We start from the raw sequence: 24707 nt of genomic DNA, 5'->3' as shown, positions 1-24707 counted from the left end.
AGGATTCATCATGGCTCGCAAAACCCCCATCGAGCGCTATCGCAACATCGGTATCTCGGCACACATCGACGCTGGCAAGACCACGACTACCGAGCGCATTCTGTTTTACACCGGCGTGAACCACAAGCTGGGCGAAGTGCACGACGGCGCGGCCACGACCGACTGGATGGAGCAGGAACAAGAGCGCGGCATCACCATTACTTCGGCTGCCGTGACGTGCTTCTGGAAAGGTATGGACTTGTCCTACCCCGAGCACCGCTTCAACATCATTGATACCCCCGGCCACGTGGACTTCACCATTGAGGTGGAGCGTTCCATGCGCGTGCTTGATGGCGCCTGCATGGTCTACTGTGCCGTGGGCGGCGTCCAGCCACAGTCCGAAACTGTGTGGCGCCAAGCCAATAAGTACAAAGTGCCTCGTCTCGCGTTCGTCAACAAGATGGACCGCACCGGCGCGAACTTCTTCAAGGTCTATGACCAGATGAAGGTTCGTCTGAAGGCCAACCCTGTGCCAGTGGTGATTCCAATCGGCGCCGAAGACAACTTCAAAGGCGTGGTGGATCTGATCAAAATGAAGGCCATCATCTGGGATGAAGCTTCACAGGGCATGAAGTTCGACTACGCTGAAATCCCTGCCGAGCTGGCAGCGGACGCTCAGAAGTGGCGCGAAAACATGGTCGAAGCTGCGGCTGAGTCCAGTGAAGAGCTGATGAACAAATACCTCGAAGAGGGTGACCTCAGCGAGGCAGAGATCAAGCTCGGCCTGCGTAACCGTACGATCTCCACCGAGATCCAGCCTATGCTGTGCGGTACTGCGTTCAAGAACAAGGGTGTTCAGCGCATGCTGGACGCCGTGATCGACTTCCTGCCTTCGCCAGTGGATATTCCACCTGTCACCGGCACCGATGCCGATGACGAAGAGAAATCAGTGTCTCGCAAAGCCGAAGACACGGAAAAATTCTCTGCGCTGGCATTCAAGCTCATGACTGACCCGTTCGTCGGCCAGTTGACTTTCGTGCGCGTCTACTCGGGCGTGTTGAAGAAAGGTGACACGGTTATCAACACCGTCAAGGGCAAGAAAGAGCGTATCGGCCGTATCGTGCAGATGATGGCCAACGACCGTATCGAGATCGAAGAGATCGTTGCGGGCGACATCGCCGCTTGCGTGGGTCTGAAGGACGTCACCACCGGTGAAACACTGAGCGATCCTAGCGAGCCTATCGTGCTGGAGCGCATGGTGTTCCCTGAGCCTGTGATTTCGCAAGCTGTGGAACCCAAGACCAAGGTTGACCAGGAAAAAATGGGCATTGCTCTGCAACGCCTGGCTTCCGAAGATCCATCGTTCCGCGTGCGCACAGACGAAGAGTCTGGTCAGACCATCATCTCCGGCATGGGTGAATTGCACCTGGAGATCATTGTTGACCGCATGAAGCGCGAATTCGGCGTTGAAGCCAACGTGGGTAAGCCACAAGTGGCCTACCGCGAAACCGTGCGCAAGACAGTGACCGATGTCGAAGGCAAGTTTGTGCGTCAGTCGGGCGGTAAAGGCCAGTACGGTCACGTCGTCTTCACACTGGAGCCACAAGAGCCAGGCAAAGGCTTTGAATTCGTCGACGAAATCAAGGGCGGCGTGGTGCCACGCGAATACATCCCTGCAGTGCAGAAGGGTGTGGAAGAGGCGCTGAACAGCGGTGTTCTGGCTGGCTACCCTGTGGTCGACGTCAAAGTTCGCCTGACCTTCGGTTCCTACCACGATGTGGACTCATCTGAACAAGCGTTCAAGATGGCCGCTATCTTCGGCTTCAAGGAAGCAGCTCGCAAGGCCACTCCCGTGATCCTGGAGCCCATGATGGCTGTCGAAGTGGAAACACCTGAAGACTACGCCGGTAACGTGATGGGCGATCTGTCCAGCCGTCGCGGTATGGTTCAAGGCATGGACGACATGGCTGGCGGTGGCAAAGCCATCAAGGCAGAGGTTCCTCTGTCCGAGATGTTTGGCTACTCCACGACGCTGCGCTCGGCTACACAAGGCCGCGCTACGTACACCATGGAATTCAAACACTACGCTGAAGCGCCTAAGAACGTCGCTGAAGCCATTGTGGCTGCTCGGGCTAAATAAACCCACCCCTGAAGGCGGCATTGCCGCCTACCCCCTCAAGGGGGCGCACCCAGCGGCCTGGCAAAGCCAGCTCCGCGGGTGCCCTCGAAAGTGGGGGGGTGATGGTTAGGTTGGTTGAGGTTGAGTTAGTGGATTTGTCTTTGGCAACGCCCGCAGGGCGTAGGGGAGCTGCCCGTGGCGGCCTCGGTGCTGGAGACGTTAAACAAGCACGGGCATTTGTTCTTTACATGGAGTTTTGAAATGGGAAAAGAGAAATTCGAGCGGACGAAACCGCACGTGAACGTGGGCACGATTGGTCACGTTGACCATGGTAAGACAACGCTGACAGCGGCCATTGCGACTGTGCTGTCCAAGAAATTTGGCGGCGAAGCCAAAGCGTATGACCAGATTGACGCAGCGCCAGAAGAAAAAGCGCGCGGCATCACCATCAACACAGCGCACGTTGAGTACGAAACGGCTAACCGCCACTACGCTCACGTGGACTGCCCAGGTCACGCTGACTACGTTAAAAACATGATTACCGGCGCTGCCCAGATGGACGGCGCTATCTTGGTGTGCTCGGCCGCTGACGGCCCTATGCCCCAAACGCGTGAGCACATTCTGCTGTCGCGTCAGGTCGGCGTGCCTTACATCATCGTTTTCCTGAACAAGGCAGACATGGTGGACGACGCTGAACTGCTCGAGCTGGTCGAGATGGAAGTGCGCGAGCTGCTGTCCAAGTACGAATTCCCTGGCGATGACACCCCCATCATCAAAGGCTCTGCCAAGCTGGCCCTCGAAGGCGACACTGGCGAGCTGGGTGAAGAGGCCATCATGAAGCTGGCTGAAGCGCTGGACACCTACATTCCTACGCCTGAGCGTGCGATTGACGGTGCCTTCCTGATGCCTGTGGAAGACGTGTTCTCCATCTCTGGCCGCGGCACTGTGGTGACTGGCCGTATCGAGCGCGGTATTGTCAAAGTCGGCGAAGAAATCGAAATCGTCGGTATCAAGAACACCCAGAAGACTACTTGCACGGGCGTGGAAATGTTCCGCAAGCTGCTCGACCAAGGTCAAGCAGGCGACAACGTGGGTATCTTGCTGCGCGGCACCAAGCGTGAAGACGTCGAGCGCGGCCAAGTGCTGTGCAAGCCAGGCTCCATCAAGCCACACACGCACTTCACAGGCGAAGTGTATGTACTGAGCAAAGATGAAGGTGGCCGTCACACGCCTTTCTTCAACAACTACCGTCCTCAGTTCTACTTCCGTACAACAGACGTGACCGGCTCCATCGAGCTGCCAGAAGGCAAAGAGATGGTCATGCCTGGCGACAACGTGAGCATCACCGTCAAGCTGATCGCTCCTATCGCCATGGAAGAAGGTCTGCGCTTCGCTATCCGTGAAGGTGGCCGTACCGTCGGCGCCGGCGTGGTTGCAAAAATCATTGCGTAAGGCAGGCGAATCATGGCTAACAAACAAAAAATCCGCATTCGCCTGAAAGCGTTCGATTACAAGCTGATCGACCAGTCTGCAGCTGAAATCGTTGACACTGCCAAGCGCACTGGTGCTGTGGTCAAAGGCCCAGTGCCGCTGCCCACACGCATGAAGCGTTTCGACATCCTGCGTTCGCCGCACGTCAACAAGACCAGCCGCGACCAGTTCGAAATCCGTACGCACCAGCGCCTGATGGACATCGTCGACCCGACAGATAAAACTGTAGACGCGCTGATGAAGCTCGATCTGCCAGCTGGCGTGGACGTCGAGATCAAACTGCAATAAACGCAGGCAAGGAAGCCAAGCTTCCTTGTGGATCGAAGAAGCAATTCCCTGCCCCTTGGAAAGCGCTCTGACAAAGGGCGCTCGGTTAAGGAAAGCAGGGAGGAGGGGGCTGATAGCTGCTGAGAAGCAACGCTGTCAGCCCTTATCTACTTGTGACTTGCCGAAATTCCAAGTCGCACTTATAATCGCAGGCTTGCCTATTTTTGCGGCTCGGAAGAGCCGGCAAAACAAGGTAAGTTCTATATCAACCCTTCTTTCATACACCAAACGCGCAAGCCAATTGCAGCAGGCGCGGTGAAAGTACTGGAGCAATAAATGAGTCAAGGCAATCGATTGGGGTTGCTGGGGCGCAAGGTGGGCATGATGCGTCTGTTCACTGATGACGGCGATGCAGTGCCTGTCACAGTGGTAGATGTATCAAACAACCGCGTCACCCAGGTCAAAACCCAGGAAAACGATGGCTACGTGGCCCTGCAGGTCACGTTTGGTACACGCAAAGCTTCGCGTGTCACTAAGCCTGAAGCCGGTCACCTCGCTAAAGCGGGCGTGGAAGCCGGTGAAATCCTCCGTGAGTTCCGTGTGGACAGTGATGTTGCTGGCAAGTACGCCGCAGGCAGCACCGTTCCCGTGACGGATGTGTTCTCCGCCGGCCAAAAGGTCGACGTGCAAGGCACTTCCATTGGTAAAGGCTTCGCCGGTACCATCAAACGCCACAACTTCAGTTCGCAGCGCGCATCGCACGGTAACAGCCGTTCGCACAATGTGCCAGGTTCGATCTCGATGGCGCAAGATCCAGGCCGTGTGTTCCCCGGTAAGAAGATGACCGGCCACATGGGCGACGAAACCGTGACCACGCAAAACCTCGACGTCATTCGTGTAGACGAAGCACGTCAGTTGTTGCTGATCAAAGGCGCTGTGCCTGGTTCGCGTGGCGGCTTCGTCACCGTGCATCCAGCAGTCAAAGGCCAGCCAAAGACGGCCGCGAAGGAAGGGGCTAAGTAATGCAGCTTGAATTCCTCAACGACCAAGGTCAGGCAGCTTCCAAAGTGGACGCGCCCGAGACTGTGTTCGGTCGCGATTACAACGAATCGCTGATTCACCAGCTCGTGGTGGCCTATCAGGCCAATGCGCGCCAGGGAACACGTGCACAAAAAGACCGCGAGCAGGTCAAGCACTCCACCAAGAAGCCTTTCCGTCAAAAGGGTACGGGTAATGCTCGTGCTGGTATGACGTCCTCGCCTCTGTGGCGTGGGGGCGGTCGGATTTTCCCGAACAGCCCTGAAGAAAACTTCAGCCAGAAAATCAACAAGAAGATGTACCGCGCCGGCATGGCGTCCATCTTCTCGCAGCTGGCTCGTGAAGGCCGCCTGGCCGTGGTGGATTCGATCAAGGTCGACTCTCCCAAGACCAAGCAGCTGGCTGACAAGCTCAAAGCCATGAAGCTCAATTCCGTGCTCGTGATCTCCGACGAAGTCGATGAGAACCTGTACCTGGCTTCGCGCAACCTCGGCAATGTGCTGGTCATCGAACCGCGCTACGCCGATCCGGTGTCTTTGGTGCACTACAAGAAAGTGCTCGTAACCAAGGGCGCCATCGACAAGCTCAAGGAGATGTTCGCATGAGCACCGCCGCCAATAAATTCGACGAAGGCCGGTTGATGCAAGTGCTGTTGGCACCCATCATCTCGGAAAAGGCCACCATGGTGGCTGAAAAGTCCAATGCGGTCACCTTCAAGGTGCTGCAAAACGCTACCAAGCCAGAGATCAAAGCTGCTGTAGAGCTGCTGTTCAAGGTCGAGGTCAAGGGCGTTTCCGTGGTCAATACCAAGGGCAAGACAAAGCGTTTCGGCCGGGCAATCGGTCGTCGCGACAACGTGCGTAAAGCGTACGTCATGCTCAAGGAAGGCCAGGAGTTGAACCTGTCTGGGGAGGCCGCGTAAGTCATGGCTGTCATCAAGATTAAACCGACTTCCCCTGGCCGTCGCGGTCAGGTCAAAGTCACGCGCGATCACCTGCACAAAGGTGAAGGCTACGCTCCGCTGCTGGAACCACAATTCCAGAAAGCCGGTCGTAACAACAACGGTCACATCACTACGCGCCATCGTGGCGGCGGTCATCGCCATCATTACCGCGTCGTCGATTTCCGTCGCAACAAGGACGGTATTCCTGCCAAGGTCGAGCGTATTGAATACGATCCAAACCGTTCGGCACACATCGCTCTGGTTTGCTACGCTGACGGCGAGCGCCGCTACATCATCGCTCCTCGCGGTGTTGAAGTTGGTAGCCAGCTGATGAGCGGCTCCGAAGCGCCTATCCGCGCTGGCAACACCCTGCCGATCCGCAACATCCCAGTGGGTTCCACCATCCACTGCATCGAGCTCAAGCCAGGTGCTGGTGCTCAGATTGTTCGCTCGGCTGGTACATCGGCTACGCTTTTGGCGCGCGAAGGCACTTACGCTCAAGTGCGTATGCGCTCTGGCGAAGTCCGCAAGATCCATATCGAGTGCCGCGCCACGATCGGTGAAGTTGCCAACGAAGAGCACAGCCTGCGCCGTTTGGGCAAGGCCGGTGTCAAGCGCTGGATGGGTATTCGCCCAACGGTTCGCGGCGTTGCCATGAACCCGGTCGATCACCCGCACGGTGGTGGTGAAGGTCGCACTGGTGAAGGCCGCGCGCCTGTCGATCCATGGGGCAACCTGACCAAGGGCTATCGCACTCGCAACAACAAGCGCACCCAGGTAATGGTTGTGTCGCGTCGCAAGAAATAAGGACTAACAAATGACTCGCTCTCTCAAAAAGGGTCCGTTTGTTGACCATCATCTGCTGGCCAAGGTCGACAAGGCCGTGGCCACCAAAGACAAGAAGCCCGTCAAGACCTGGTCGCGTCGCTCAATGATCTTGCCCGATTTCATCGGCCTGACCATTGCTGTGCACAACGGCAAGCAGCACGTGCCTGTGTACGTGACTGACCAGATGGTCGGCCACAAGTTGGGTGAATTTGCCCTGACGCGTACCTTCAAAGGTCACGCGGCGGACAAAAAAGCCAAGAAATAAGGAGAAGACTCATGGAAACACGTGCAGTCCTTCGTGGCGTACGCCTGTCGGTCGACAAAGGCCGTCTGGTGGCCGACCTGATCCGCGGTAAGAAAGTGGACCAGGCCCTGAATATCCTCAACTTCACACAGAAGAAGGCAGCGCCTATCGTGCGCAAGGTGCTCGAGTCGGCAGTTGCCAACGCTGAGCACAACGATGGTGCAGACATTGACGAACTCCGCGTCAAGACGATCTACGTCGAGCAAGGCACGACGCTCAAGCGTTCAGCCGCCCGCGCCAAAGGCCGGGGTGCCCGCCTGTCGAAGCCCACGTGCCATGTGTACGTGACGGTCGGCTACTGATACGGAAAGCCCGAGAAATACTATGGGACAGAAAATCCATCCTACCGGTTTTCGGCTTTCCGTTAGCCGTAACTGGTCCAGCCGCTGGTACGCCAACAACCGTGACTTCGCTGGCATGCTGGCTGAAGACATCAAGGTTCGCGAGTACCTGAAGGCCAAGCTGAAGAACGCCGCCGTTTCGCGCGTTCTGATCGAGCGTCCTGCCAAGAACGCCCGCATCACCATTTTCTCGGCTCGTCCGGGTGTGGTGATCGGTAAAAAAGGCGAGGACATCGAAAAGCTCAAGAAAGACTTGGCAGACAAGTTGGGCGTGCCAGTGGCCGTCAACATCGAAGAAGTGCGCAAGCCTGAAGTCGATGCCCAGCTGATCGCTGATTCGATCACACAGCAGCTCGAAAAGCGGATCATGTTCCGCCGCGCCATGAAGCGCGCCATGCAGAACGCCATGCGTCTGGGTGCTCAAGGCATCAAGATCATGTCTGCTGGCCGTCTGAACGGCATCGAGATCGCTCGTACAGAGTGGTATCGCGAAGGCCGTGTGCCACTGCACACACTGCGCGCTGACATCGACTACGGTACCAGCGAAGCCAAGACCACCTACGGCATCATCGGTGTCAAGGTCTGGGTCTACAAAGGCGACACACTGGGCCGCAACGACGCGCCTTCGCTGGACAGCACGCCACGCCCAGAAGGCGAAGAGCGTCGCGGTCCACGTGGCCCACGTCGTGATGGCCGTGGTGGCCCTGGTGGCGACCGTGCTGGCCGTGGCGGTCCCCGCCGCGCTGGTGGTAGCAACGCAGCGCCTGCCGATGGTAGCGACAAACCCGCGGAGGCCGCAGGGGCTGACGCCAAATCCGCCGTTAAGCGCGTTCGCAAAGCCGCGCCAGCTGCAGCAGCTGACGGCGCTAAAGGAGAGTAAACATGCTGCAACCTGCACGCAGAAAATACCGCAAGGAGCAGAAAGGCCGCAATACCGGTATCGCCACTCGTGGCAATACCGTGGCCTTCGGCGACTTCGGTCTCAAATCCACCGACCGCGGCCGCCTCACGGCGCGCCAGATCGAGTCAGCACGCCGCGCGATCTCGCGCCATGTCAAGCGTGGTGGCCGTATCTGGATCCGCGTGTTCCCAGACAAGCCGATTTCAACCAAGCCGGCTGAAGTCCGGATGGGTAACGGTAAGGGTAACCCTGAGTATTACGTGGCTGAAATTCAGCCAGGTAAGGTGCTGTACGAAATCGTCGGCGTGCCTGAAGCGTTGGCTCGTGAAGCGTTCCAGCTGGCTGCCGCCAAGCTGCCACTGCGCACGACCTTCGTTACACGCATGATTGGCCAGTAAGCGAGGAACATAGAAAATGAAAACCGCTGAACTGCGCCAAAAAGACGTCGCCGGCCTGCAAGCTGAAGTCAAGGACCTGCAAAAGGCCCACTTCAACCTGCGTATGCAAAAGGCCACGCAGCAACTGAATAACACCAGCCAGCTGCGTTCGACCCGCCGCGCGATTGCTCGCGCCAAGACCCTGATTGCTGAAAAGCAGTCAGCCGCCAAGTAAGGACGTGACCATGACGGAAGCCAAAACATCCCTCAAGCGCACGCTGGTCGGCAAGGTCGTCAGCGACAAGCGCGCCAAGACCGTGACGGTGCTGATCGAGCGCCGCGTGAAGCACCCGATCTACGACAAGATCGTGATGCGTTCCAGCAAGTACCACGCTCATGACGAAAATGGCGAGTACAAACTGGGCGACGTGATCGAGATCACTGAAAGCCGTCCGCTGTCCAAGACTAAAAACTGGGTAGCGACACGACTGGTGCAAAAAGCCGCTGTGGTCTAAGAACTTGTTCTAAGAATCCGCGCGGGCACCAAGCCTACTTTTCCGCGTTATGCGCGTGAAAGCGAAAAGCGACTCACAATGTGAGTCGCTTTTTTTTGTTTTTTTAGAAGGAGATTCATTCCATGATCAAAGTTGGAGACACCCTGCCTGCCGTCACCTTGACCGAGTATTCCGAGGTGGAAGGCAATGGCTGCAGTATCGGTCCGAACCCGGTGGAAGTGGCTTCTGCCGCTGCCGGCAAGACCGTCGCCGTATTTGCCGTTCCCGGCGCATTCACCCCGACCTGCTCTGCCAAGCACGTGCCCGGCTATCTTGAAAATGCAGAGGCGCTGAAAGCAGCAGGCGTGGACGAGATCTGGTGCCTGTCCGTGAACGATGCCTTTGTCATGGGCGCCTGGGCGCGTGACCAAAAGGCTGCGGGCAAGATCCGCTTCCTCGCCGACGGCAGCGCTGAATTTGCCAAGGCCACCGGCTTGACCCTGGACCTCACAGGGCGCGGCATGGGTGTGCGCAGCAATCGGTACTCCATGCTGGTCAAAGACGGCAAGGTGGCCACGCTGAATGTGGAAGGCCCTGGCAAATTTGAAGTCAGCGACGGTGCGACCATGCTGGCCCAAGCCAAATAAATCTCGGCCGTTTGCCAGGCCGCCTTGCTGGTGCAGGGCGGTCAGGTTCACGCATTTTGGGTTGGCCAGAGGCGCTGGGAATCTGCCTCCTCGGGCAGTTCCTGTGCAGGAGAGCCATCAGAGCGCATGAGTCAAGTGAACTTGCCGCTGTAAATCTGCTCTATTCTGGGTCTGGGGTGGTTGCCGGAGAATTCGGACCTGTCACGCGCCAGGAGTCCGTTGGTCCTACAATCCAAGATTAGCCATGAAACTCGCTTTTAGAACACTTCTCGTTGCCGGGACGACCGCTGCCGTGTTGGCGTTGGCTGGTTGTGCCAAGGATGCCGCGCCAGCGTCCACCTTTGTGCTGTTGGACGGTAGCCGTACCACCACGCAAGAGTTGAAGGGCAAGGTGACCCTGGTTAATTTCTGGGCAACCAGTTGCACCACTTGTGTGGCAGAGATGCCGCAAATCGTCTCAACCTACGACAAGTTCAAATCACGCGGCTATGAAACTCTGGCCGTAGCCATGAGCTACGACCCGCCGAATTACGTGGTCAACTTCGCCGAGACTCGCAAGTTGCCATTCAAGGTGGCTATCGACAACACGGGCGCCGTGGCCCAGGCATGGGGCGAAGTCAAATTGACCCCCACGACGTATATCGTCAATAAAAAAGGTGAGATCGTGAAGCGCTATGTGGGTGCGCCAGATTTTGCCGAGCTTCACCAGTTGATTGAAAAGCTTCTGGCTGAGGCCTGACGACAGCCTGGAGCGCGTGGCGATCCAGGGCTGTGAATTGCCCTATCGTACTCAACAGCCAGGCCCATAGCGCTCCTGGCTGTTTTTACATCAACGTTTGCGGAAGTCGTCGTGGCAGGCTTTGCAGCTTTGCGCGGCGGGGCCGAAGGCGCCTTTCAGATTGTCCAGGTTCCCAGTCTTGGCTGCAGCGGCGACCTTGGTCACCTCGGCTTGCATCTTGTCGCTCAGTTCCTTGAACTTGGCTTGCTCTTTCCAGACTTCGGGTTTGGCAGCGTTGGGGCGTCCAGTGTCCGTACCCGGGCCGAAGGCATGCCAGGGCAGTTTGGATGCCAGTGCGACGACATCCGCGTCCAGGGACGCGGCGGCGGCATCAAATGGAATACGGCCTTGAGCCATACCGCCCAGGTGGCCAAAATGGTTGCCGAGCAAGGTCAAGGCCGCTTGGCGGTACTTGATGGCATCTTCGGGTTTGGCAAACTGGGCGCTGGCGGGTACAGCCAGGCCTAAGGCGCCAACCGCCAAAACAATCGATATCAGTTTTTTCATCGTGGTTCTTTCTTTGGTGTCGGGAAACTGAAACAAGCCATCCGGCGCGCGAAGCCGCCGGCTATGAAGCCACTACACTGCAGTTCATAGCGGTGCGCCCTTGCGGAGCATATCTTGCCTGAACTTCCATAATAATTCCGTACGGCGTGTGCAGAATGCACGTTCGGTGATCGACCCCCCACGAAATCGTTCATGATGAAAACCACCCGCATCTGGGATCTTCCCACCCGAATATTCCATTGGCTCCTCGCAGCAGCGGTCATAGGGTTAGTGATCTCCGGCAAGGTGGGCGGCAATGCCATGACTTGGCATATTCGCCTGGGCTACGTGGTGTTTGCGTTGCTGGTGTTTCGAGTGATCTGGGGCCTGGTGGGCGGTCATTGGTCCAGGTTTACCTCGTTTTTCCCGACACCGGCCCGCTTGGGCCGCTACCTTCGTGGGAAAGCCCTGGCGCAGGATACGGCTGGGCACACCCCCCTTGGCGCGCTCTCCGTTTTTGCCATGTTGCTCGTGCTGGGGGCGCAAGTGGGGACTGGTTTGATTTCGGATGATGAAATCGCCTTTTCCGGGCCGCTGACCGCTTTGGTGTCTGGCGATACAGTCAATCTGGCCACGGGCTACCACAAGGATTGGGGGCAACTTCTGGTGATCGCCCTGATCGTCCTGCACATTGTGGCGGTGCTGATTTATTGGGTTGCCAAGAAGAACAATCTGATCAAGCCCATGTTGGGCGGCGACAAGACCCTTGCCGCGGAGGTGGTGGCGACACGGGATTCCGCCAAGACGCGTTGGCTGGCTTTGGTGGTGCTTTTGGCGGCCATAGCCATCGTTTATACGGTGGTGGGCCTGGCCAGTCCTGCGCTAAACTGAGCCTGAGACTATATTTCGCGCCACGCGCGGCCCACTGCATTGGATACTCCACCCCCTATAGAAATCGTCGTCGCCCACACGCCCGAGCAAATCAAGGTCATTGGCGAGTTGTTTGAAGAGTACGCATCGAGCCTTCAGGTCGATCTGGATTTTCAGGGCTTCAAGGAAGAGCTGGCACAGCTGCCCGGCGAGTACGCCGAGCCCAGGGGTGTCCTGTTGCTGGCGCTGGTCGATGGAGAGGCGGCAGGCTGTTGTGCCCTGTCTCCGCTAGATGACGTGGATTACAGCAACGCCTCGGAAATGAAACGCCTGTATGTCCGCAAGGCCTTTCGCGGCTTCGGACTAGGGCGCCAACTCGCGGAGTCCATTCTCGAGATGGCTGAGCGCTTGGGCTATGCTTGCGTCTTGCTCGACACGCTGAGTGACATGGAAGCCGCACGAGCCCTCTATGAAGAGCTCGGCTTCATGGAAATTCCCCCCTACTATCACAACCCTATTGCCGGAGCGCACTACCTCAAGGCAGATTTGCCGGGCTGCTGATTTCTTCGGTGCGTGAGGCGCTGCCTTTGCTAAACGCACTGGGCACTGGGTAGTCGGCCGGGAACAGGGAGAGCAAAGAGGTGGGCTGACCCCCACCTCACGCCACAGTCGCAGCTCCCCAGTCTTCAGATGACCTTGCCATCACGCAGTTGCTGCATCCGTGCGTCGTCATACGCCAGAAGGTCGCGCAGAACGGGGTCTGTATGCTGGCCCAGCAGAGGAGGCGGCATATCGGTGCGGACCGGAGTTTTTTCCAGTTTCAGCGGACTGCTCACCAGAGGCAAGTCACCACGCAGCGGGTGCTTCCAGTGGGTGACCATGCCGCGAGCCTGGATATGGGGGTCGGCAAATACTTCGGCCAGGTTGTTGATGGCGCCACATGGGACCTTGGCGGCTTCCAGCGCGGACAGCCAGTCAGCCTTGGCACGAGTCTTCATGATCTCAGTGAGGATAGGCACCAATTCTGCACGGTGCCGCACGCGGTCCTGGTTGCGGACATAGCGTGGATCCGCTGAGAGATCGGGCCGGCCGGCCACCTGACAAAATTTGGCGTATTGGCCATCATTGCCTACGGCCAGGATGATGTGATCTGCACTGCCGTCGGGCTTGGGCGCGACCTCGAAAACCTGGTAGGGCACGATGTTCTGATGGGCATTGCCCATGCGGCCTGGCGATTTACCGCTTACAAGGTAGTTGGCGCCCAGGTTGGCCAGCATGGCGGCTTGGGTGTCCAGCAGAGCCATGTCGATAAACTGGCCTTCACCATGGCGCTCGGCATGCCGCAGCGCCGCCAGAATGCCGACTGTGGCATACATGCCAGTGAAGAGGTCCGACACCGCGACGCCCACTTTCTGCGGGCCTCCGCCAAGGTCGTCTCGTTCGCCCGTCACGCTCATGAGGCCACCCATTCCCTGGATGGCGTAGTCGTATCCAGCGCGCTCGGAATACGGCCCTGTCTGGCCAAAACCGGTGAGGCTGCAGTACACCAGGCGAGGGTTGATGCCTTTGAGGGTCTCATAGTCAAGCCCGTAGCGAGCCATGTCGCCCACCTTGAAGTTCTCTATGAAAACGTCGCAATGCGCCACCAGTTCCCGGATCAGGGCCTGACCTTCGGGCTTGGCAATATCGCAAGTCACCGAGCGCTTATTCCGGTTGGCGCCCAGATAGTAGGCGGCTTCCTGAGACTCCTTGCCGTCGTCTCCCGTCAGGAAGGGAGGTCCCCAGGTGCGCGTGTCGTCACCGCTACCGGGCCGTTCGATCTTGATGACGTCGGCCCCTAAATCCGCCAGGGTTTGCGTGCACCAGGGGCCAGCCAGAACACGAGAAAGGTCAAGAACGCGAATGCCGTCGAGTGAGTTCATCCCGCCATTTTGCACGCACATTCCACTCTAAGTGGATTAGCGGGAAATCGATAGGCGGCGAAGCTCGGTAATCTGGAAATTGTCATTGGCGCGTGCGGCGTTTATGTCGCAGCGAGCCAAGAAGCCCAAGTAGGGCTGCCAGTGCGCCCAAGGCTATCGAGTTCATAGTGGGTACAGCGGCCGGGGCGACCGGGTTGACCACAGGAGGAACTGCTGAGACCACCACATCAACGCTGACCGTAGGGGCTGCCCAGTAAGAGGCGTCGCCTGCTTGATTGGCTTGCAATGTGCAGGTGCCGGGACCCACGTAGGTGACCTCGGTTCCAGAAACGGTGCACACACTGGCGGCGCTGGTGGTTGAAAAGACCACAGCCGAGACCGAGGGCCCGCCGGTCGCCGACAGATTGACCGGTGTGCCAGTTGCCAGCGCCGTCGCCGCTGGTGCAAATGCTGTGATGGTTTGGTCCAATTGAAGAATCAGGCCTCGCATGTCGTTGACCATGGTGCCTAGTATGGGGCCCAACGTGCCTGAAGCATCCACGGTGCGCAGTTGAGAGGAGATGTCGGATATAAAGAAGGTGCTTTGGCTAGGATCCCACACGGCGCCAAAAATCTCGCCGGTGGACAATGCAGGCGAAATGGCTGTCAAGGGTGTATAGGGCGCCGTGGCGGGAAACTTTTCATACACTGCAGTCCCGTTGCCCGAGAAATGATGGAAATCGCCGCTTTCCGGATTGAACGCAATGACCTCTCCGTCCGCGCCATTGCCCAGAGCTATCGCCAGGGTTTTGCTGGCGGTGGTTTTGTCGATGGAGTAAAGCGTTTCCGGGACGGTGGCGCCATCGCCAGTGACTCCGAACAACTGGCCGTCGCTGCGAAAGGCGATGGAAGAGAAATTGTCCCCGAGGTTGCCTATTTCAGTCCCGGCACCCGTCGTCAAGTCCAGAGTGATCAGCAAGCGCCCTGATACTCCTGAGGCCCGGACGATGGCGTAAGCGGTGTGCGATGTGGGGTCCATGGCCAATCCATTGGCACCGATGATGCTTCGGCCTGCGACCGTGATGAGGTACGGGCTTAATACTGAGCCGTCGGCGGGGCTCAGAGCATATAGCCCGTAAGTGTCGATGGAGGTATTGGTGTTGGAAAATGGATTGACTGAGAACAGCGTCGGCGCCCCAAGGGCCATTTGCGCTACAGACAATGCGGCTGCCCCTAACAGAATGGCCAAAGATCTGAAGCGCATGGTAGTTTCCGTATGGATGTGAATTTGACACATTGTTGCATTTGGGAGTTTCCGGTCGCAAGTCCTATGTGCGGAAAACGACGAACTATGAATATTTGCCCAACTCAAAACTGAGTGCGGGCCGACAAGTGGCTGCGGAGGCTGGCAGATCGCTCGCTGAAGAGACAGGCTGACTACCGGCATCGCATTGATAATCCGGCGTATGATTTTTTCGATCAAGCCCGCTTCCTCAATGGCCTTGGAGGGGAAAAGCCAATGACAGAACAATGCAGCTTCCTGGGATGTTTATTGCTGTTGGCAACGCTCACAGCCTGTAGTCCGGCTTTGAATTGGCGCGATACACCTCTGCCAGAGAGCTCGGTCACGGCATTGCTGCCCTGCGAAGCAGATCATGCGAGGCGCAGTGTGCCGCTGGGAGGCGTGGCCACTGAGTTGACAATGGCTGGATGCGAGGCGGGAGGTGCCACATTTGCGGTCATGCTGGCTGAAGCGCCGGCCTCGCAAGCCAGCAGTTTGCTGGAGGGGTGGCGTAGTGCGACGCTGGCCAATATGAAAGCCAAAGATGTCCAAACACAGGCCTTTTCCCCCAAGGGTTCCTTGGCCTTGCGCGAATCAGTTCGCATTGCAGGCAGCGGACAGCGGGCCGACGGCCAGTCTGTACGCGCGCAGGCAGTGTGGTTCGCGCGCATTGCGCCTGGGGGCCGGAACGCGCAATTGGTGCATCTAGTCATGTATTCGGAGCGCCCTATGCTGGAAGCTGCCGATACGTTCTTCAGTGGCCTCAAGCTTCAGTGACCTGCGTGCCATGAAGTTTCTTTTTCCCACCGGTGTGCGAAGAGTTGCGGTAGCTGCTCGGACACGGCGGATAATCCAGCTTTATGAGTCACGTGCTTTCCTTCATCTTGCCTTTCAGCCGCCACGGTAGGCACCAGGCCCCGGCATGAACGGCATTCTGTTGATTGCGCACTCGCCCTTGGCCAGTGCCCTGCGGCAATGTGCTCTCCACGTGTTTCCCGACGCGGAGTCCAGCATTGCTGCACTCGATGTGCATCCCAATACACCCCCCGACGAAACTCTGGCCGCTGCGCGCCTGATGCTGGAGCAGCTTCAAACCAAAAGCACGCTGGTGCTTTCCGACGTGTTTGGCGCGACCCCATGCAATGTGGCGCAACGGCTCGTGGAAGGCAGCACCGGTGTGCGGCTGATGGTCGGCGTCAATCTACCCATGTTGCTGCGTTCCGTGTGTTACCGCCAGGAGCCGCTCGATGCGCTGGTGATACGTGCACAGGCAGGTGGCACGCAGGGCATCATGTCTGTGGCGACCACAGCACCGCAGAACCAGCCCCGAAGAGCAACCAATGATCAAGAACGATACGACCATCAGCAATAAGCTTGGCCTGCATGCCAGAGCCTCGGCCAAACTGACCAAGCTCGCGGGCAGCTTTCCGTGCGAAGTCTGGCTTTCCAAGGGCGAGCGCCGCGTCAATGCCAAGAGCATCATGGGTGTCATGATGCTGGCCGCCGGAGTGGGCAGTGTCATCACCGTGGAGACCGATGGCGATCAGGAGCAGGAGGCCATGGACGCCCTGTTGGCGCTGATAGCGGATAAATTCGGCGAAGGACAATGACGGAGAGCACCAGATGACCTTTGCCGTGCATGGTCTGGCCGTTGCCCGTGGCATTGCCATTGGGCGCGCGGTGCTGGTGGCTTCGAGCCGGGTAGATGTCACGCACTACTTCATCCAGGCAGATCAGATCCAAAGCGAGTTGAAGCGACTCGGCGTGGCGCGAGACGCCGTGATCGATGAATTGCAGCGCCTGCAAACCGACATGCCCAAGGACGCGCCACTTGAGTTGGCGGCGTTGCTGGACGTGCATCTGATGCTGTTGCAGGACGAGACCCTCAGCGCCGGCGTGCGCCAGTGGGTGACGGAGCGCCTCTATAACGCTGAGTGGGCTCTGACGACGCAGCTGGACATCATCTCCCGTCAGTTCGACGAGATGGAAGATTCTTACCTGCGCGAGCGCAAGGCCGATCTCGAGCAGGTGGTCGAGCGGGTGCTGCGCTACCTGAAGGGGGCGGCGCAACCCGTGGCGGCGCCGCCACCACGCGCACCGCGTCAGCAGGATCTTCTGCTGGACGACACGCTGGATGTGCCGTTGGTGCTGGTGGCCCATGATTTGTCGCCAGCCGACATGCTGCAGTTCAAGAAAAGCTTGTTTGCCGGCTTTGTGACGGATGTGGGCGGCCGGACCAGCCACACCGCCATTGTGGCGCGCAGCATGGACATTCCCGCCGTGGTAGGGGCCCGTTCGGCCAGCTTCCTGGTGCGCCAGGATGATTGGGTGATCATCGATGGCGACGCAGGGGTGATGATCGTCGATCCATCGCCCATCATCCTGGCTGAGTACGGGTTCAAGCAGCGCCAGGGTGAACTGGAGCGCGGCCGACTTGCGCGTCTCAAAAACACCCCCTCGGTCACGCTGGATGGCCAGAAGGTCGAGCTCCTGGTCAACATTGAACAGCCGGAAGATACGGTGGGCGCCCTGGCGGTCGGTGCGGTGGGGGTGGGCCTCTTTCGCAGTGAATTTCTGTTCATGGGTCGCGAGGGACGCTTGCCAGACGAAGAGGAGCAGTACCAGGCCTACCGTCAGGCCGTGGAAGGGATGAACGGCATGCCCGTCACCATCCGTACCGTGGACGTAGGTGCCGACAAGCCTCTGGACAGTCGCCATGATGCTGCGCATCTCAACCCCGCGCTGGGTTTGCGGGCCATTCGCTGGAGTCTGTCCGAACCCGCCATGTTCCTGTCTCAGCTGCGCGCTATCTTGCGAGCCTCAGCGTATGGCCAGGTGCATCTGCTGATCCCCATGTTGGCGCATGCCAATGAGATCCGTCAGACCCTGGAGCTGATCGAAAAGGCACGCGAGCAACTCGACAAGCGCGGGCAGGCGTATGGCCCCATGAAAATCGGCGCCATGATCGAAGTGCCCGCAGCGGCCATGAGTTTGCCTCTGTTCCTGAGGTACTTCGATTTTCTTTCCATCGGTACCAACGACCTGATCCAGTACACACTGGCGATCGATCGCGCGGACGAGTCCGTGGCGCACCTCTACGACCAGCTGCACCCCGCGGTGTTGCGCCTCATAGCCAATACCATCGCAGCCGGCCAGGCGAACGGCCGACCTGTGAGTGTGTGCGGCGAAATGGCCGGCGATCCGACCATGACCCGCTTGCTGCTGGGCCTGGGCCTGCGCAGCTTTTCCATGCACCCTTCGCAAATTCTCTCTGTCAAGCAGGAGATCTTGCGGGCCGATGCGGGCAAGCTGGAGGCTTGGGCGCAAGCGGTGCTTGACAGCGAAGAGCCAGCGGCATTGCTGCTCGAATAGAGCCTTCCATAGAGCCTTCCCGCCGCTGAAGATACAGACGGCGGGAAGATGGTAAGTGCTCATACTATTGGCAACACATGTAATACGCGCTCCCCGCTAGGATGCAACCCCTTTGGCCTCTTACCACCCCTGATAAGCAGGGCGCTCTGGCGAGAGGCGGTGAAACCGGAGTCTGGCTCCGGTTTTGTTTGAATATCCAGGAAAGAGGGAGCCAACAATGACATCAACTTCTATCACCCGCAGGAGTGCAGCCCTGTGGATGCTGGCCGGCCTGTCCGCCTGCGGCGGGGGCGGGGATAATGATTCCGAGACGCCCAATCCAGGCGGAGGTGATACCGGCGGAGGCGATCCAGGTACTGGCAACCCGGGTGGCGGTACAACCATCACAGGCACCTACAGCCTGCAGCCCGGCGCGGCTACGAATGGGGAGGCATTGGCTGACGCCAATCGCATGGGAGCCCAGGGTTACGCGCTGGTCACGCCGCTGGCGATCACCTCTGGTCTGTCGGTGGTGGCCGGCGACTTCTATCTGAGCGATACCGCTCATGCCGGCCACAAGCTGGAGTATCTGCTGCAGCCTGACGAGGCGAGCTTGGCGGGATTTCTGGCTCAGCTCAACCGGCAAGGTGCCGGTGGCTACGCGCTTAAATCCAGCATGGTGTTCCCTTCCAGCCCGACGGATATTCGCCACCTGTACGTGAAGAACACCAGCCGCAGCGACCAGTTCAGCTATGAGGCGCTCACCACCGATCCGCAGACCCCGCAAGCCGTCGCCGAAGAGCTCAACCGCCAGGGCGCGCGTGGGTTTCGATTCATCGGACCGATGATCGTGGGCGGTGCCATGTTCAGCCTGTATGTCAAACGCAGCGACGGTGTCACCTATCAGTACGCGGTGGATGCTCAAGGCAGCGCTTATTCCGCGGCCGATCGGCCCGGACTTCAGACTTTGCTGGATGCCAAGGGTGCTGACGGTTGGCTCGTCCGCGGCTCGGTCGGCAAGGGCTCGCCTCTGAGCATGTCTTTCATGAGTATTTACGAGAAAAGCTCAGTTCAGAGCGGTGCCGTTCAATACGCGGTGGAGGCCCTTTCAGCTAATGCCAGCCTCAATGACATGGCTAGAGACATGAACACCCAGGCGTCCAAGGGCTTTTTCTGGTTGTTCCAGCAAGTCACCAGCAATGGACAGATCAGTACCATCTCCGTCAAGAACGGCGGGACCTTGGTGCACGCGCTCGCAGGAGTTTCGTTTCCCTGAGTGGTATGCGCTCGAGCGCACCACAGGCGTGAACGCTGCTCGCGACTTTCAAATGCGCGAGCAGGTCACTCGCCCACGAAATTCGGTTGGCGCTTTTCCAGGAAGGCGCTGCACCCTTCGTGGGCGTCCTTGGTGTCCAGCAACAAGCTGATGGCAACCGCTTCGTGGTGCAAGGCAGCGCTCAAGGGCATCTCGGCACCCTGTGTCATAGACGACTTGAGCATGCGCAAGGCCCAGGGGGATTTTTCTGCAATTCGCTGAGCCAGGGCCATGGCATCTTGCTGTAGCGTGTCGCTCGGCACAGCCCGGTTCACCAAGCCCATCTGCACCGCCTCCTGGGCAGAGATGAAGTCACCGGTGTACATCAGCAGCTTGGCCTGACAAGGCGATATCTGTCTGATCAACCGCTGGGAGCCGCCACCACCTGGAAACAGGCCCAGCTTGATTTCTGGCAGGCCTAGTTGGGCGTCTTCGGACATCAAGCGCACATCTGTGGTGAGCAGGAACTCGGTTCCCCCGCCCAAAGCCCAGCCGTTCACCGCGGCAACGGTGGGCTTGGTGCATTCCTCGAAGCGGCGAAAGACGCGATGCACCAGGACCGAGAAATCCCGGTAGTGCGTGAGAGCGTCACGTGAATTCAAGTCCGCGATGTTGCCGCCGGCAATGAAGACTTTGCTGTCACCGCCGGTGATCAGCAGCACGCGGACCTGATCGTCGGTTTCCAGATCGTGCAGAGCGCGCTCCATGGCTTCCAGCATGGCCGGCTCCAAGGTATTCATTTGCTCCGTGCGGTTGAAGGTCATGACCCCCACCGGACCTTCGCGGCGAACAAGGACGTGCGGTTGTGGCTCCACAGATTTCTCCTGGTGTCTTGAGTTTTCTGATTGATGCCTGCCCATGAAATCGTGCGTTGGCACACATGGCGGCGCTGCAAGGGTGCGTACTACGCTGAGTGCATAGCTTTTCGCTTCTTGAGGGGACGAAGGTCCAACATTCCTGGCGTCTCACGAGGATCGGTCCCGGCGGGGAACAACTGGTGCTTCTGAACTTTTTGCGTTCCGGTAGTGGGGATTTCTTCCGTGAACCACAGCCACCCTGGAACTTTGTAATAGGCCAAGGCCTCGCGGCAGTAGGTAAGCAGATTCTGGACCAGCGGATCATTGATGCTGGGATGGGCTTGCTGGCCGGACTTCAGGACCACGCACGCCAGCACTTCTTCTTCACGCACTTCGTCATGCACGCCAAGGACGGCGGCCTGCGCGACGGCTGGATGCGCCTGCAATACAGCTTCGACTTCTGCAGCGGCAATGTTCTCACCTGAGCGCCGGATGATGTTTTTGCGCCGCTCCAGGAAGTGAAGCAGGCCGTCGGGATCGCGCGACACGACGTCACCGGTATGAAACCATCCACCTCTCCAGGCGTGCTCGGTCGCCGCTTCGTCATCCAGATAGCCGCTGAAGCAGTCTTTGCGCGGGGTGTCTGCCGAGTAGCGCAGCAGCATTTCACCAGGCGTTTGATCTGCTACATCCTGATCGGCGTCGTCTACGACGCGTACTTCCAGGCCGTGCCGGGTTCGGCCGAAGGCGCGCGTACCCACCTGCCGGGGTGTCTGCGAATCAAAGATCGCACGTACCATTTCGGTCATGCCCCAGATTTCGACCAGTGGGTAACCAAAGCGGGCTTCAAATTCTGCATGTCGTTGGGGGTCTACGCCTGCGCCTATGGCAAATCGCACCTGATGATCGCGCTCCAGCCGGTGGGCTGGTTGATTGAGCAGCATGGGCACCACCACGCCAAGATAGTGGACCACCGTGGCCCGGCTCGAATGCACTTCCTCGAACCATCTTGTGGGCTGAAAGCGATCGGTCTGTATCTGGCAATTTCCCGTGAGCACGGCGCAGAAAAATGAAAAAACCAGGGCGTTGACGTGAAAGACGGGCAGTGGGTTGTAGATGCGTTCCTGGCCCTCTCTAAAGTTGACCAGCCCACCAGTGCTTGCATACCACTGTCCAGTGGCAAGCTCGTACCGGTGCGACAACAGGCAACCCTTGGGGCGCCCGGTGGTGCCCGATGTGTAGAGAACGCTGGCGATGTCGCTCGCACGCACTTCTCGCTCTTCGCGTGGCGTGGGGGGAGGTGGCAGGCGATCCTCCGCGGCCTGCACAGAAAGTACAGCGGTGCGGTGAGGCGTATGGGCGAGAGACTGTTGAACCAGGGGAAGCAGAGCATCCAGAGAAATGATCAGATCCAGCCGTGCATGACCAATCACGTAGGCCATTTCCATCGGTCGATGGTCCGGGTTGAGTGGGACGCAGCACACCCCGAGCGCGTTCATCGCCAGCTTGTGTATGAAGTGCTCCGGCTGGTTCTCCAGAAGCAGGCCGACGCGGTGTCCCACGCCATAGCCGGCTTCTGCGTAGACAGCACTCAGCTGACTCACCCTGCGAGCCACTTCCGCATAGGACCATTCCAGTCCTTGGGGAGCGTATGAGCGGGCCGGATTGGCGGGCACCGCCAGAAGCGGCCGGTTACCCCAGCGCCGTGCTGCTTCCGCCAGGACTTGCCCAATCGTTGCGGACTCTTCAGGAATCAACATGGTGAAGGCTCCAAGTTAGTTCAACGCGCCAGGTACCCCGCAAACCATAAAACGAAAGGGCGCGGATCAGGCCACTGGCGTTGTCTTTCTCATGTCATATTGCGTTTGACTGATAAATACCGTTCAGGCTGAGCTTGTCGAAGCGTTGCGCAAGGCTTCGACAAACTCAGCCCGAACGGTTTCTTTTACTTCAATCGACAGGGCCGGTTGACGAAAACCATAGAACCCCAGCGTGAACGGATTTGTATTCATGAACGCAACTCGTACTGGTGGCAAGGCGCCAGAGGCGACTCCGGAGGGTATTCCTAAAGCCTGAGCACCCCGTAGCCTTCCGTTCCGAAAGGCGCATTGAGCGAAGCAATGATCGCCATCCCCAGTGCGTTTCGCGTATCCACAGGATCAAGAATGCCGTCGTCCCACATCTCTGAGGTGGAGTAGTAAGACTCGCTCTCTGCCTGGTACCGCTCCAGCACCGGCTGGCGGATCTCGGCGATCTGTTCGTCGGTGAGTTGCTCGCCCTTGCGTTGCAACTGTCGGATCTTCACGTCTGCCAACGTGTTGGCTGCTTGCTCGGCACCCATGACGGCGATCTGCGACTGAGGCCACATCCAGAGGAAGCGTCCGTCAAATGCGCGCCCGCACATGCCGTAGTTGCCAGCACCAAAGGAGCCTCCCACGATGACCGTGAACTTGGGCACAGAACAGCCCACCTGCGTCATGATCATCTTCGCGCCATCCTTGGTGATGCCGCGTTCTTCATATTCGCGCCCCACCATATAGCCGGTGATGTTTTGCAGAAAGACCAGGGGTGTGCGGTCACGGTCGCACAGGCGCATGAAGTGCGCGGCCTTGAGCGAGCTCTCATTGAAAAGCACGCCGTTGTTGGCCAGTATCCCCACCTTGCATCCCCAGATGCGCGCGTAGCCGCAGACCAGGGTGGTGCCGTAGCCGGGCTGGTATTCGTGGAAGTGGCTGCCGTCCACAATCCTGGCAATGACTTCGCGCATGTCGAAACCGGCTTTCCAGTCGGTCGGGATGATGCCGTAGAGCTCCTTGGGATCGTAGTGAGGCGGTTCAGGGTCTATGCGGTCAATGCGCTGCTTTTGCGCGGGCGTCGTCTGCGCGAAGATATCGCGCGCAATCGCGAAGGCATGAGGCTCGTCATCGGCGGCGTAGTCGCAGGTACCAGACACCGTGGTGTGCATCTCAGCACCTCCCAGTGCTTCCGCGCTGACGACCTCACCCGTGGCTGCTTTCACCAAGGGTGGCCCGCCAAGAAACACGCCGCCGTTTCCGCGCACGATGACGCTGTAATCGCACAAGGCCGGAATGTAGGCTCCCCCCGCCGTGCAATGGCCAAGCACCACGGCAATCTGCGGGACTCCCATCTTGGAGAGAGTGCATTGGTTGCGGAAGATGCGTCCAGCCGTATAGCGGTCCGGAAACAAATCCGCCTGCAAAGGGAGGAAACCGCCCGCGCTGTCACAGAGATGGATCACGGGAAGGCGGTTTTCAATCGCAATATCGAGTGTCCGGACGATTTTCTTGACCGACAGCGGGTACCAGGCACCTCCCTTGATGCTGGGGTCATCGGCGTGGATGATGACCTCGCGCCCATGGATGATGCCTATGCCGGAGACCTGCCCAGCGCCATGCACATCACCGCCGTAGGATTGGTTGGCGGCCAGGGCACTGAGCTCCAGGAACGGCGTACCCGGATCCAGCAGAAGATCCAGGCGTTCGCGCACAGTCAGTTTCTTGTGTTGGTGCAAGCGGTCTACGTCGCGCTGTGGCCGGACGTGACGCGCCGTATGGAGACGATCGTGCAGTTGCTCCACGCGTTGCGTCATCGCAGCGAAGTTCTGCCGATAGTTGTCCGAACCCGTGTCCAGGCGGCTGTTGATGCGGCTCATGCTGCGACCTCCTCGGCTTGAACTCGAGCCAGAACGGCTCCTCGTTGGAAAGTCTGTCCCGGTTGGAAAGGCAGCTCGGCGAGCGTGCCGTCGTGCGGAGCTTCTATGGTCATTTGCAGCTTCATGCTTTCGATCACGAGCAGGGCATCGCCTGACTTGACAGGGGTGCCGGGTTGGACAATCCAGTTGATGACAACCCCGGGCATAGGGGCTGTGGCGCCGCCCTGGCTTGCACCGCCGCTGGCTCCACCAGAGCGGGCGGGATCGATGCGTTCTATGGTGCAACTGCGCCCGTTCAATTGAAGGTAGATGGTGTCACCGTGGGCGACCACCCGCGCATGCAGGGGGCCAGAATCGCTTTTTGTGACGTAGTGCGTGCTGTCCAGCTCGCGCACCGGCACGTCCGTGCCGTCCACCTGGATGTGCTTGCCTCGCTTGTGCACCTGGTGGCGCGTGGCGGTATCGGATTGAAAGACGAAGGTCGTCATGAGGTTCTCTGCGAAAGTTCGTTGCGTTGAGCCGCGG

The 24707-nt window shown here is 58.8% G+C and carries 30 protein-coding genes; 22 read left to right on the top strand and 8 right to left on the bottom strand.

The annotated features are described in order from the left end of the window. The first annotated feature begins 10 nt into the window (after nt 1-10). From fusA to ABIE13_RS15050, 15 genes are all read left to right on the top strand, one after another. Entirely contained in the window at nt 11-2119 is a 2109-nt protein-coding gene (gene fusA / locus ABIE13_RS15120) for an elongation factor G (RefSeq protein ID WP_354444853.1), read from the top strand. 240 nt (nt 2120-2359) lie between these two features. Next, nucleotides 2360-3550 (top strand): elongation factor Tu, encoded by a 1191-nt coding sequence (tuf, locus tag ABIE13_RS15115; protein ID WP_354443743.1) that lies wholly within the window; start codon nt 2360-2362, stop codon nt 3548-3550. A gap of 12 nt (nt 3551-3562) precedes the next feature. Beyond that, nucleotides 3563-3877, top strand: coding sequence for a 30S ribosomal protein S10 (gene rpsJ, locus ABIE13_RS15110; protein ID WP_354444851.1), 315 nt, complete (start codon nt 3563-3565; stop codon nt 3875-3877). A 315-nt stretch (nt 3878-4192) separates the two neighbouring features. After that, nucleotides 4193-4879, top strand: a complete 687-nt coding sequence (gene rplC / locus ABIE13_RS15105) for a 50S ribosomal protein L3 (RefSeq protein ID WP_354444849.1) — start codon at nt 4193-4195, stop codon at nt 4877-4879. Continuing rightward, entirely contained in the window at nt 4879-5499 is a 621-nt protein-coding gene (rplD, locus tag ABIE13_RS15100; protein ID WP_354444847.1) for a 50S ribosomal protein L4, read from the top strand. The genes rplC and rplD overlap by 1 nt, the downstream gene beginning before the upstream one ends. Further along, entirely contained in the window at nt 5496-5816 is a 321-nt protein-coding gene (rplW, locus tag ABIE13_RS15095) for a 50S ribosomal protein L23 (protein ID WP_354444845.1), read from the top strand. The genes rplD and rplW overlap by 4 nt, the downstream gene beginning before the upstream one ends. A 3-nt stretch (nt 5817-5819) precedes the next feature. Beyond that, nucleotides 5820-6644: a 50S ribosomal protein L2 gene (gene rplB, locus ABIE13_RS15090; RefSeq protein WP_354444843.1), complete on the top strand. Its 825-nt coding sequence runs from the start codon at nt 5820-5822 to the stop codon at nt 6642-6644. A 10-nt stretch (nt 6645-6654) separates the two neighbouring features. Further along, nucleotides 6655-6930 carry a 30S ribosomal protein S19 gene (rpsS, locus tag ABIE13_RS15085; protein ID WP_028603962.1) on the top strand — a complete coding sequence of 92 codons (276 nt, stop codon included), beginning with the start codon at nt 6655-6657 and terminating at the stop codon, nt 6928-6930. An 11-nt stretch (nt 6931-6941) separates the two neighbouring features. Then, nucleotides 6942-7271, top strand: coding sequence for a 50S ribosomal protein L22 (gene rplV / locus ABIE13_RS15080; RefSeq protein WP_028603963.1), 330 nt, complete (start codon nt 6942-6944; stop codon nt 7269-7271). Nucleotides 7272-7293: 22 nt separating this feature from the next. Further along, nucleotides 7294-8190 (top strand): 30S ribosomal protein S3, encoded by an 897-nt coding sequence (gene rpsC / locus ABIE13_RS15075; RefSeq protein ID WP_354444841.1) that lies wholly within the window; start codon nt 7294-7296, stop codon nt 8188-8190. Nucleotides 8191-8192: 2 nt separating this feature from the next. After that, complete coding sequence (rplP, locus tag ABIE13_RS15070) at nt 8193-8609, top strand: 50S ribosomal protein L16 (RefSeq protein ID WP_028603965.1); 417 nt, start codon at nt 8193-8195, stop codon at nt 8607-8609. Nucleotides 8610-8625: 16 nt separating this feature from the next. Further along, nucleotides 8626-8823 carry a 50S ribosomal protein L29 gene (gene rpmC, locus ABIE13_RS15065; protein WP_028603966.1) on the top strand — a complete coding sequence of 66 codons (198 nt, stop codon included), beginning with the start codon at nt 8626-8628 and terminating at the stop codon, nt 8821-8823. A gap of 10 nt (nt 8824-8833) precedes the next feature. Then, a complete protein-coding gene (rpsQ, locus tag ABIE13_RS15060) occupies nt 8834-9103 on the top strand; it encodes a 30S ribosomal protein S17 (RefSeq protein ID WP_231695473.1) in 270 nt (89 codons plus the stop codon). Nucleotides 9104-9225: 122 nt separating this feature from the next. Continuing rightward, the gene (locus ABIE13_RS15055; RefSeq protein WP_354444838.1) at nt 9226-9729 is read left to right on the top strand and encodes a peroxiredoxin; all 504 of its coding nucleotides are present in this window, start codon (nt 9226-9228) and stop codon (nt 9727-9729) included. Between the two features lie 244 nt (nt 9730-9973). Then, nucleotides 9974-10468 (top strand): peroxiredoxin family protein, encoded by a 495-nt coding sequence (locus ABIE13_RS15050; protein ID WP_354444836.1) that lies wholly within the window; start codon nt 9974-9976, stop codon nt 10466-10468. A gap of 90 nt (nt 10469-10558) precedes the next feature. Here ABIE13_RS15050 and ABIE13_RS15045 read toward each other — a convergent pair whose 3' ends face one another. Next, entirely contained in the window at nt 10559-11014 is a 456-nt protein-coding gene (locus ABIE13_RS15045) for a c-type cytochrome (protein ID WP_354444834.1), read from the bottom strand. 192 nt (nt 11015-11206) lie between these two features. Between ABIE13_RS15045 and ABIE13_RS15040 the strand changes: the two genes are divergently transcribed. Both ABIE13_RS15040 and ABIE13_RS15035 read left to right on the top strand, forming a co-directional pair. Next, the gene (locus tag ABIE13_RS15040) at nt 11207-11884 is read left to right on the top strand and encodes a cytochrome b/b6 domain-containing protein (protein ID WP_354444832.1); all 678 of its coding nucleotides are present in this window, start codon (nt 11207-11209) and stop codon (nt 11882-11884) included. Between the two features lie 57 nt (nt 11885-11941). Continuing rightward, nucleotides 11942-12424: a GNAT family N-acetyltransferase gene (locus ABIE13_RS15035; protein ID WP_436278433.1), complete on the top strand. Its 483-nt coding sequence runs from the start codon at nt 11942-11944 to the stop codon at nt 12422-12424. 125 nt (nt 12425-12549) lie between these two features. On the opposite strand, the gene ABIE13_RS15030 is transcribed toward ABIE13_RS15035, so the two are convergent. Both ABIE13_RS15030 and ABIE13_RS15025 read right to left on the bottom strand, forming a co-directional pair. Further along, on the bottom strand, nt 12550-13785 hold the full coding sequence (locus tag ABIE13_RS15030) for a CaiB/BaiF CoA transferase family protein (protein ID WP_354444829.1): 1236 nt from the start codon (nt 13783-13785) through the stop codon (nt 12550-12552). An 82-nt stretch (nt 13786-13867) separates the two neighbouring features. Beyond that, nucleotides 13868-15028 carry a hypothetical protein gene (locus tag ABIE13_RS15025; protein WP_354444827.1) on the bottom strand — a complete coding sequence of 387 codons (1161 nt, stop codon included), beginning with the start codon at nt 15026-15028 and terminating at the stop codon, nt 13868-13870. A gap of 255 nt (nt 15029-15283) precedes the next feature. On the opposite strand from ABIE13_RS15025, the gene ABIE13_RS15020 reads away from it, so the two are divergent. From ABIE13_RS15020 to ABIE13_RS15000, 5 genes are all read left to right on the top strand, one after another. Next, nucleotides 15284-15823, top strand: coding sequence for a hypothetical protein (locus ABIE13_RS15020; protein WP_354444825.1), 540 nt, complete (start codon nt 15284-15286; stop codon nt 15821-15823). Nucleotides 15824-15968: 145 nt separating this feature from the next. Further along, entirely contained in the window at nt 15969-16418 is a 450-nt protein-coding gene (locus ABIE13_RS15015; protein WP_354444823.1) for a PTS sugar transporter subunit IIA, read from the top strand. Next, nucleotides 16387-16656 carry an HPr family phosphocarrier protein gene (locus tag ABIE13_RS15010; RefSeq protein ID WP_354444821.1) on the top strand — a complete coding sequence of 90 codons (270 nt, stop codon included), beginning with the start codon at nt 16387-16389 and terminating at the stop codon, nt 16654-16656. Before ABIE13_RS15015 ends, ABIE13_RS15010 begins: the two co-directional genes overlap by 32 nt. Nucleotides 16657-16669: 13 nt before the next feature. After that, nucleotides 16670-18418, top strand: a complete 1749-nt coding sequence (gene ptsP / locus ABIE13_RS15005) for a phosphoenolpyruvate--protein phosphotransferase (RefSeq protein WP_354444819.1) — start codon at nt 16670-16672, stop codon at nt 18416-18418. A 217-nt stretch (nt 18419-18635) separates the two neighbouring features. Continuing rightward, nucleotides 18636-19673, top strand: coding sequence for a hypothetical protein (locus tag ABIE13_RS15000; RefSeq protein ID WP_354444817.1), 1038 nt, complete (start codon nt 18636-18638; stop codon nt 19671-19673). 65 nt (nt 19674-19738) lie between these two features. On the opposite strand, the gene ABIE13_RS14995 is transcribed toward ABIE13_RS15000, so the two are convergent. The 5 genes from ABIE13_RS14995 to ABIE13_RS14975 all read right to left on the bottom strand — a co-directional run bounded on the left by ABIE13_RS14995 (nt 19739) and on the right by ABIE13_RS14975 (nt 24670). Beyond that, complete coding sequence (locus tag ABIE13_RS14995) at nt 19739-20527, bottom strand: enoyl-CoA hydratase/isomerase family protein (RefSeq protein ID WP_354444816.1); 789 nt, start codon at nt 20525-20527, stop codon at nt 19739-19741. A gap of 89 nt (nt 20528-20616) precedes the next feature. Next, entirely contained in the window at nt 20617-22269 is a 1653-nt protein-coding gene (locus tag ABIE13_RS14990) for an AMP-binding protein (protein WP_354444814.1), read from the bottom strand. A 123-nt stretch (nt 22270-22392) separates the two neighbouring features. After that, nucleotides 22393-22521: a hypothetical protein gene (locus ABIE13_RS14985; protein WP_354444812.1), complete on the bottom strand. Its 129-nt coding sequence runs from the start codon at nt 22519-22521 to the stop codon at nt 22393-22395. Nucleotides 22522-22574: 53 nt separating this feature from the next. Next, nucleotides 22575-24182, bottom strand: a complete 1608-nt coding sequence (locus ABIE13_RS14980) for an acyl-CoA carboxylase subunit beta (protein WP_354444810.1) — start codon at nt 24180-24182, stop codon at nt 22575-22577. After that, nucleotides 24179-24670, bottom strand: coding sequence for an acetyl-CoA carboxylase biotin carboxyl carrier protein subunit (locus ABIE13_RS14975; protein WP_354444808.1), 492 nt, complete (start codon nt 24668-24670; stop codon nt 24179-24181). The genes ABIE13_RS14980 and ABIE13_RS14975 overlap by 4 nt, the downstream gene beginning before the upstream one ends. Nucleotides 24671-24707 lie beyond the last annotated feature (37 nt).

This window comes from Ottowia thiooxydans (genome assembly GCF_040548795.1).
Lineage (GTDB): Bacteria > Pseudomonadota > Gammaproteobacteria > Burkholderiales > Burkholderiaceae_C > Ottowia > Ottowia thiooxydans_A.
This window is presented reverse-complemented; position numbering and strand designations above follow the sequence as displayed.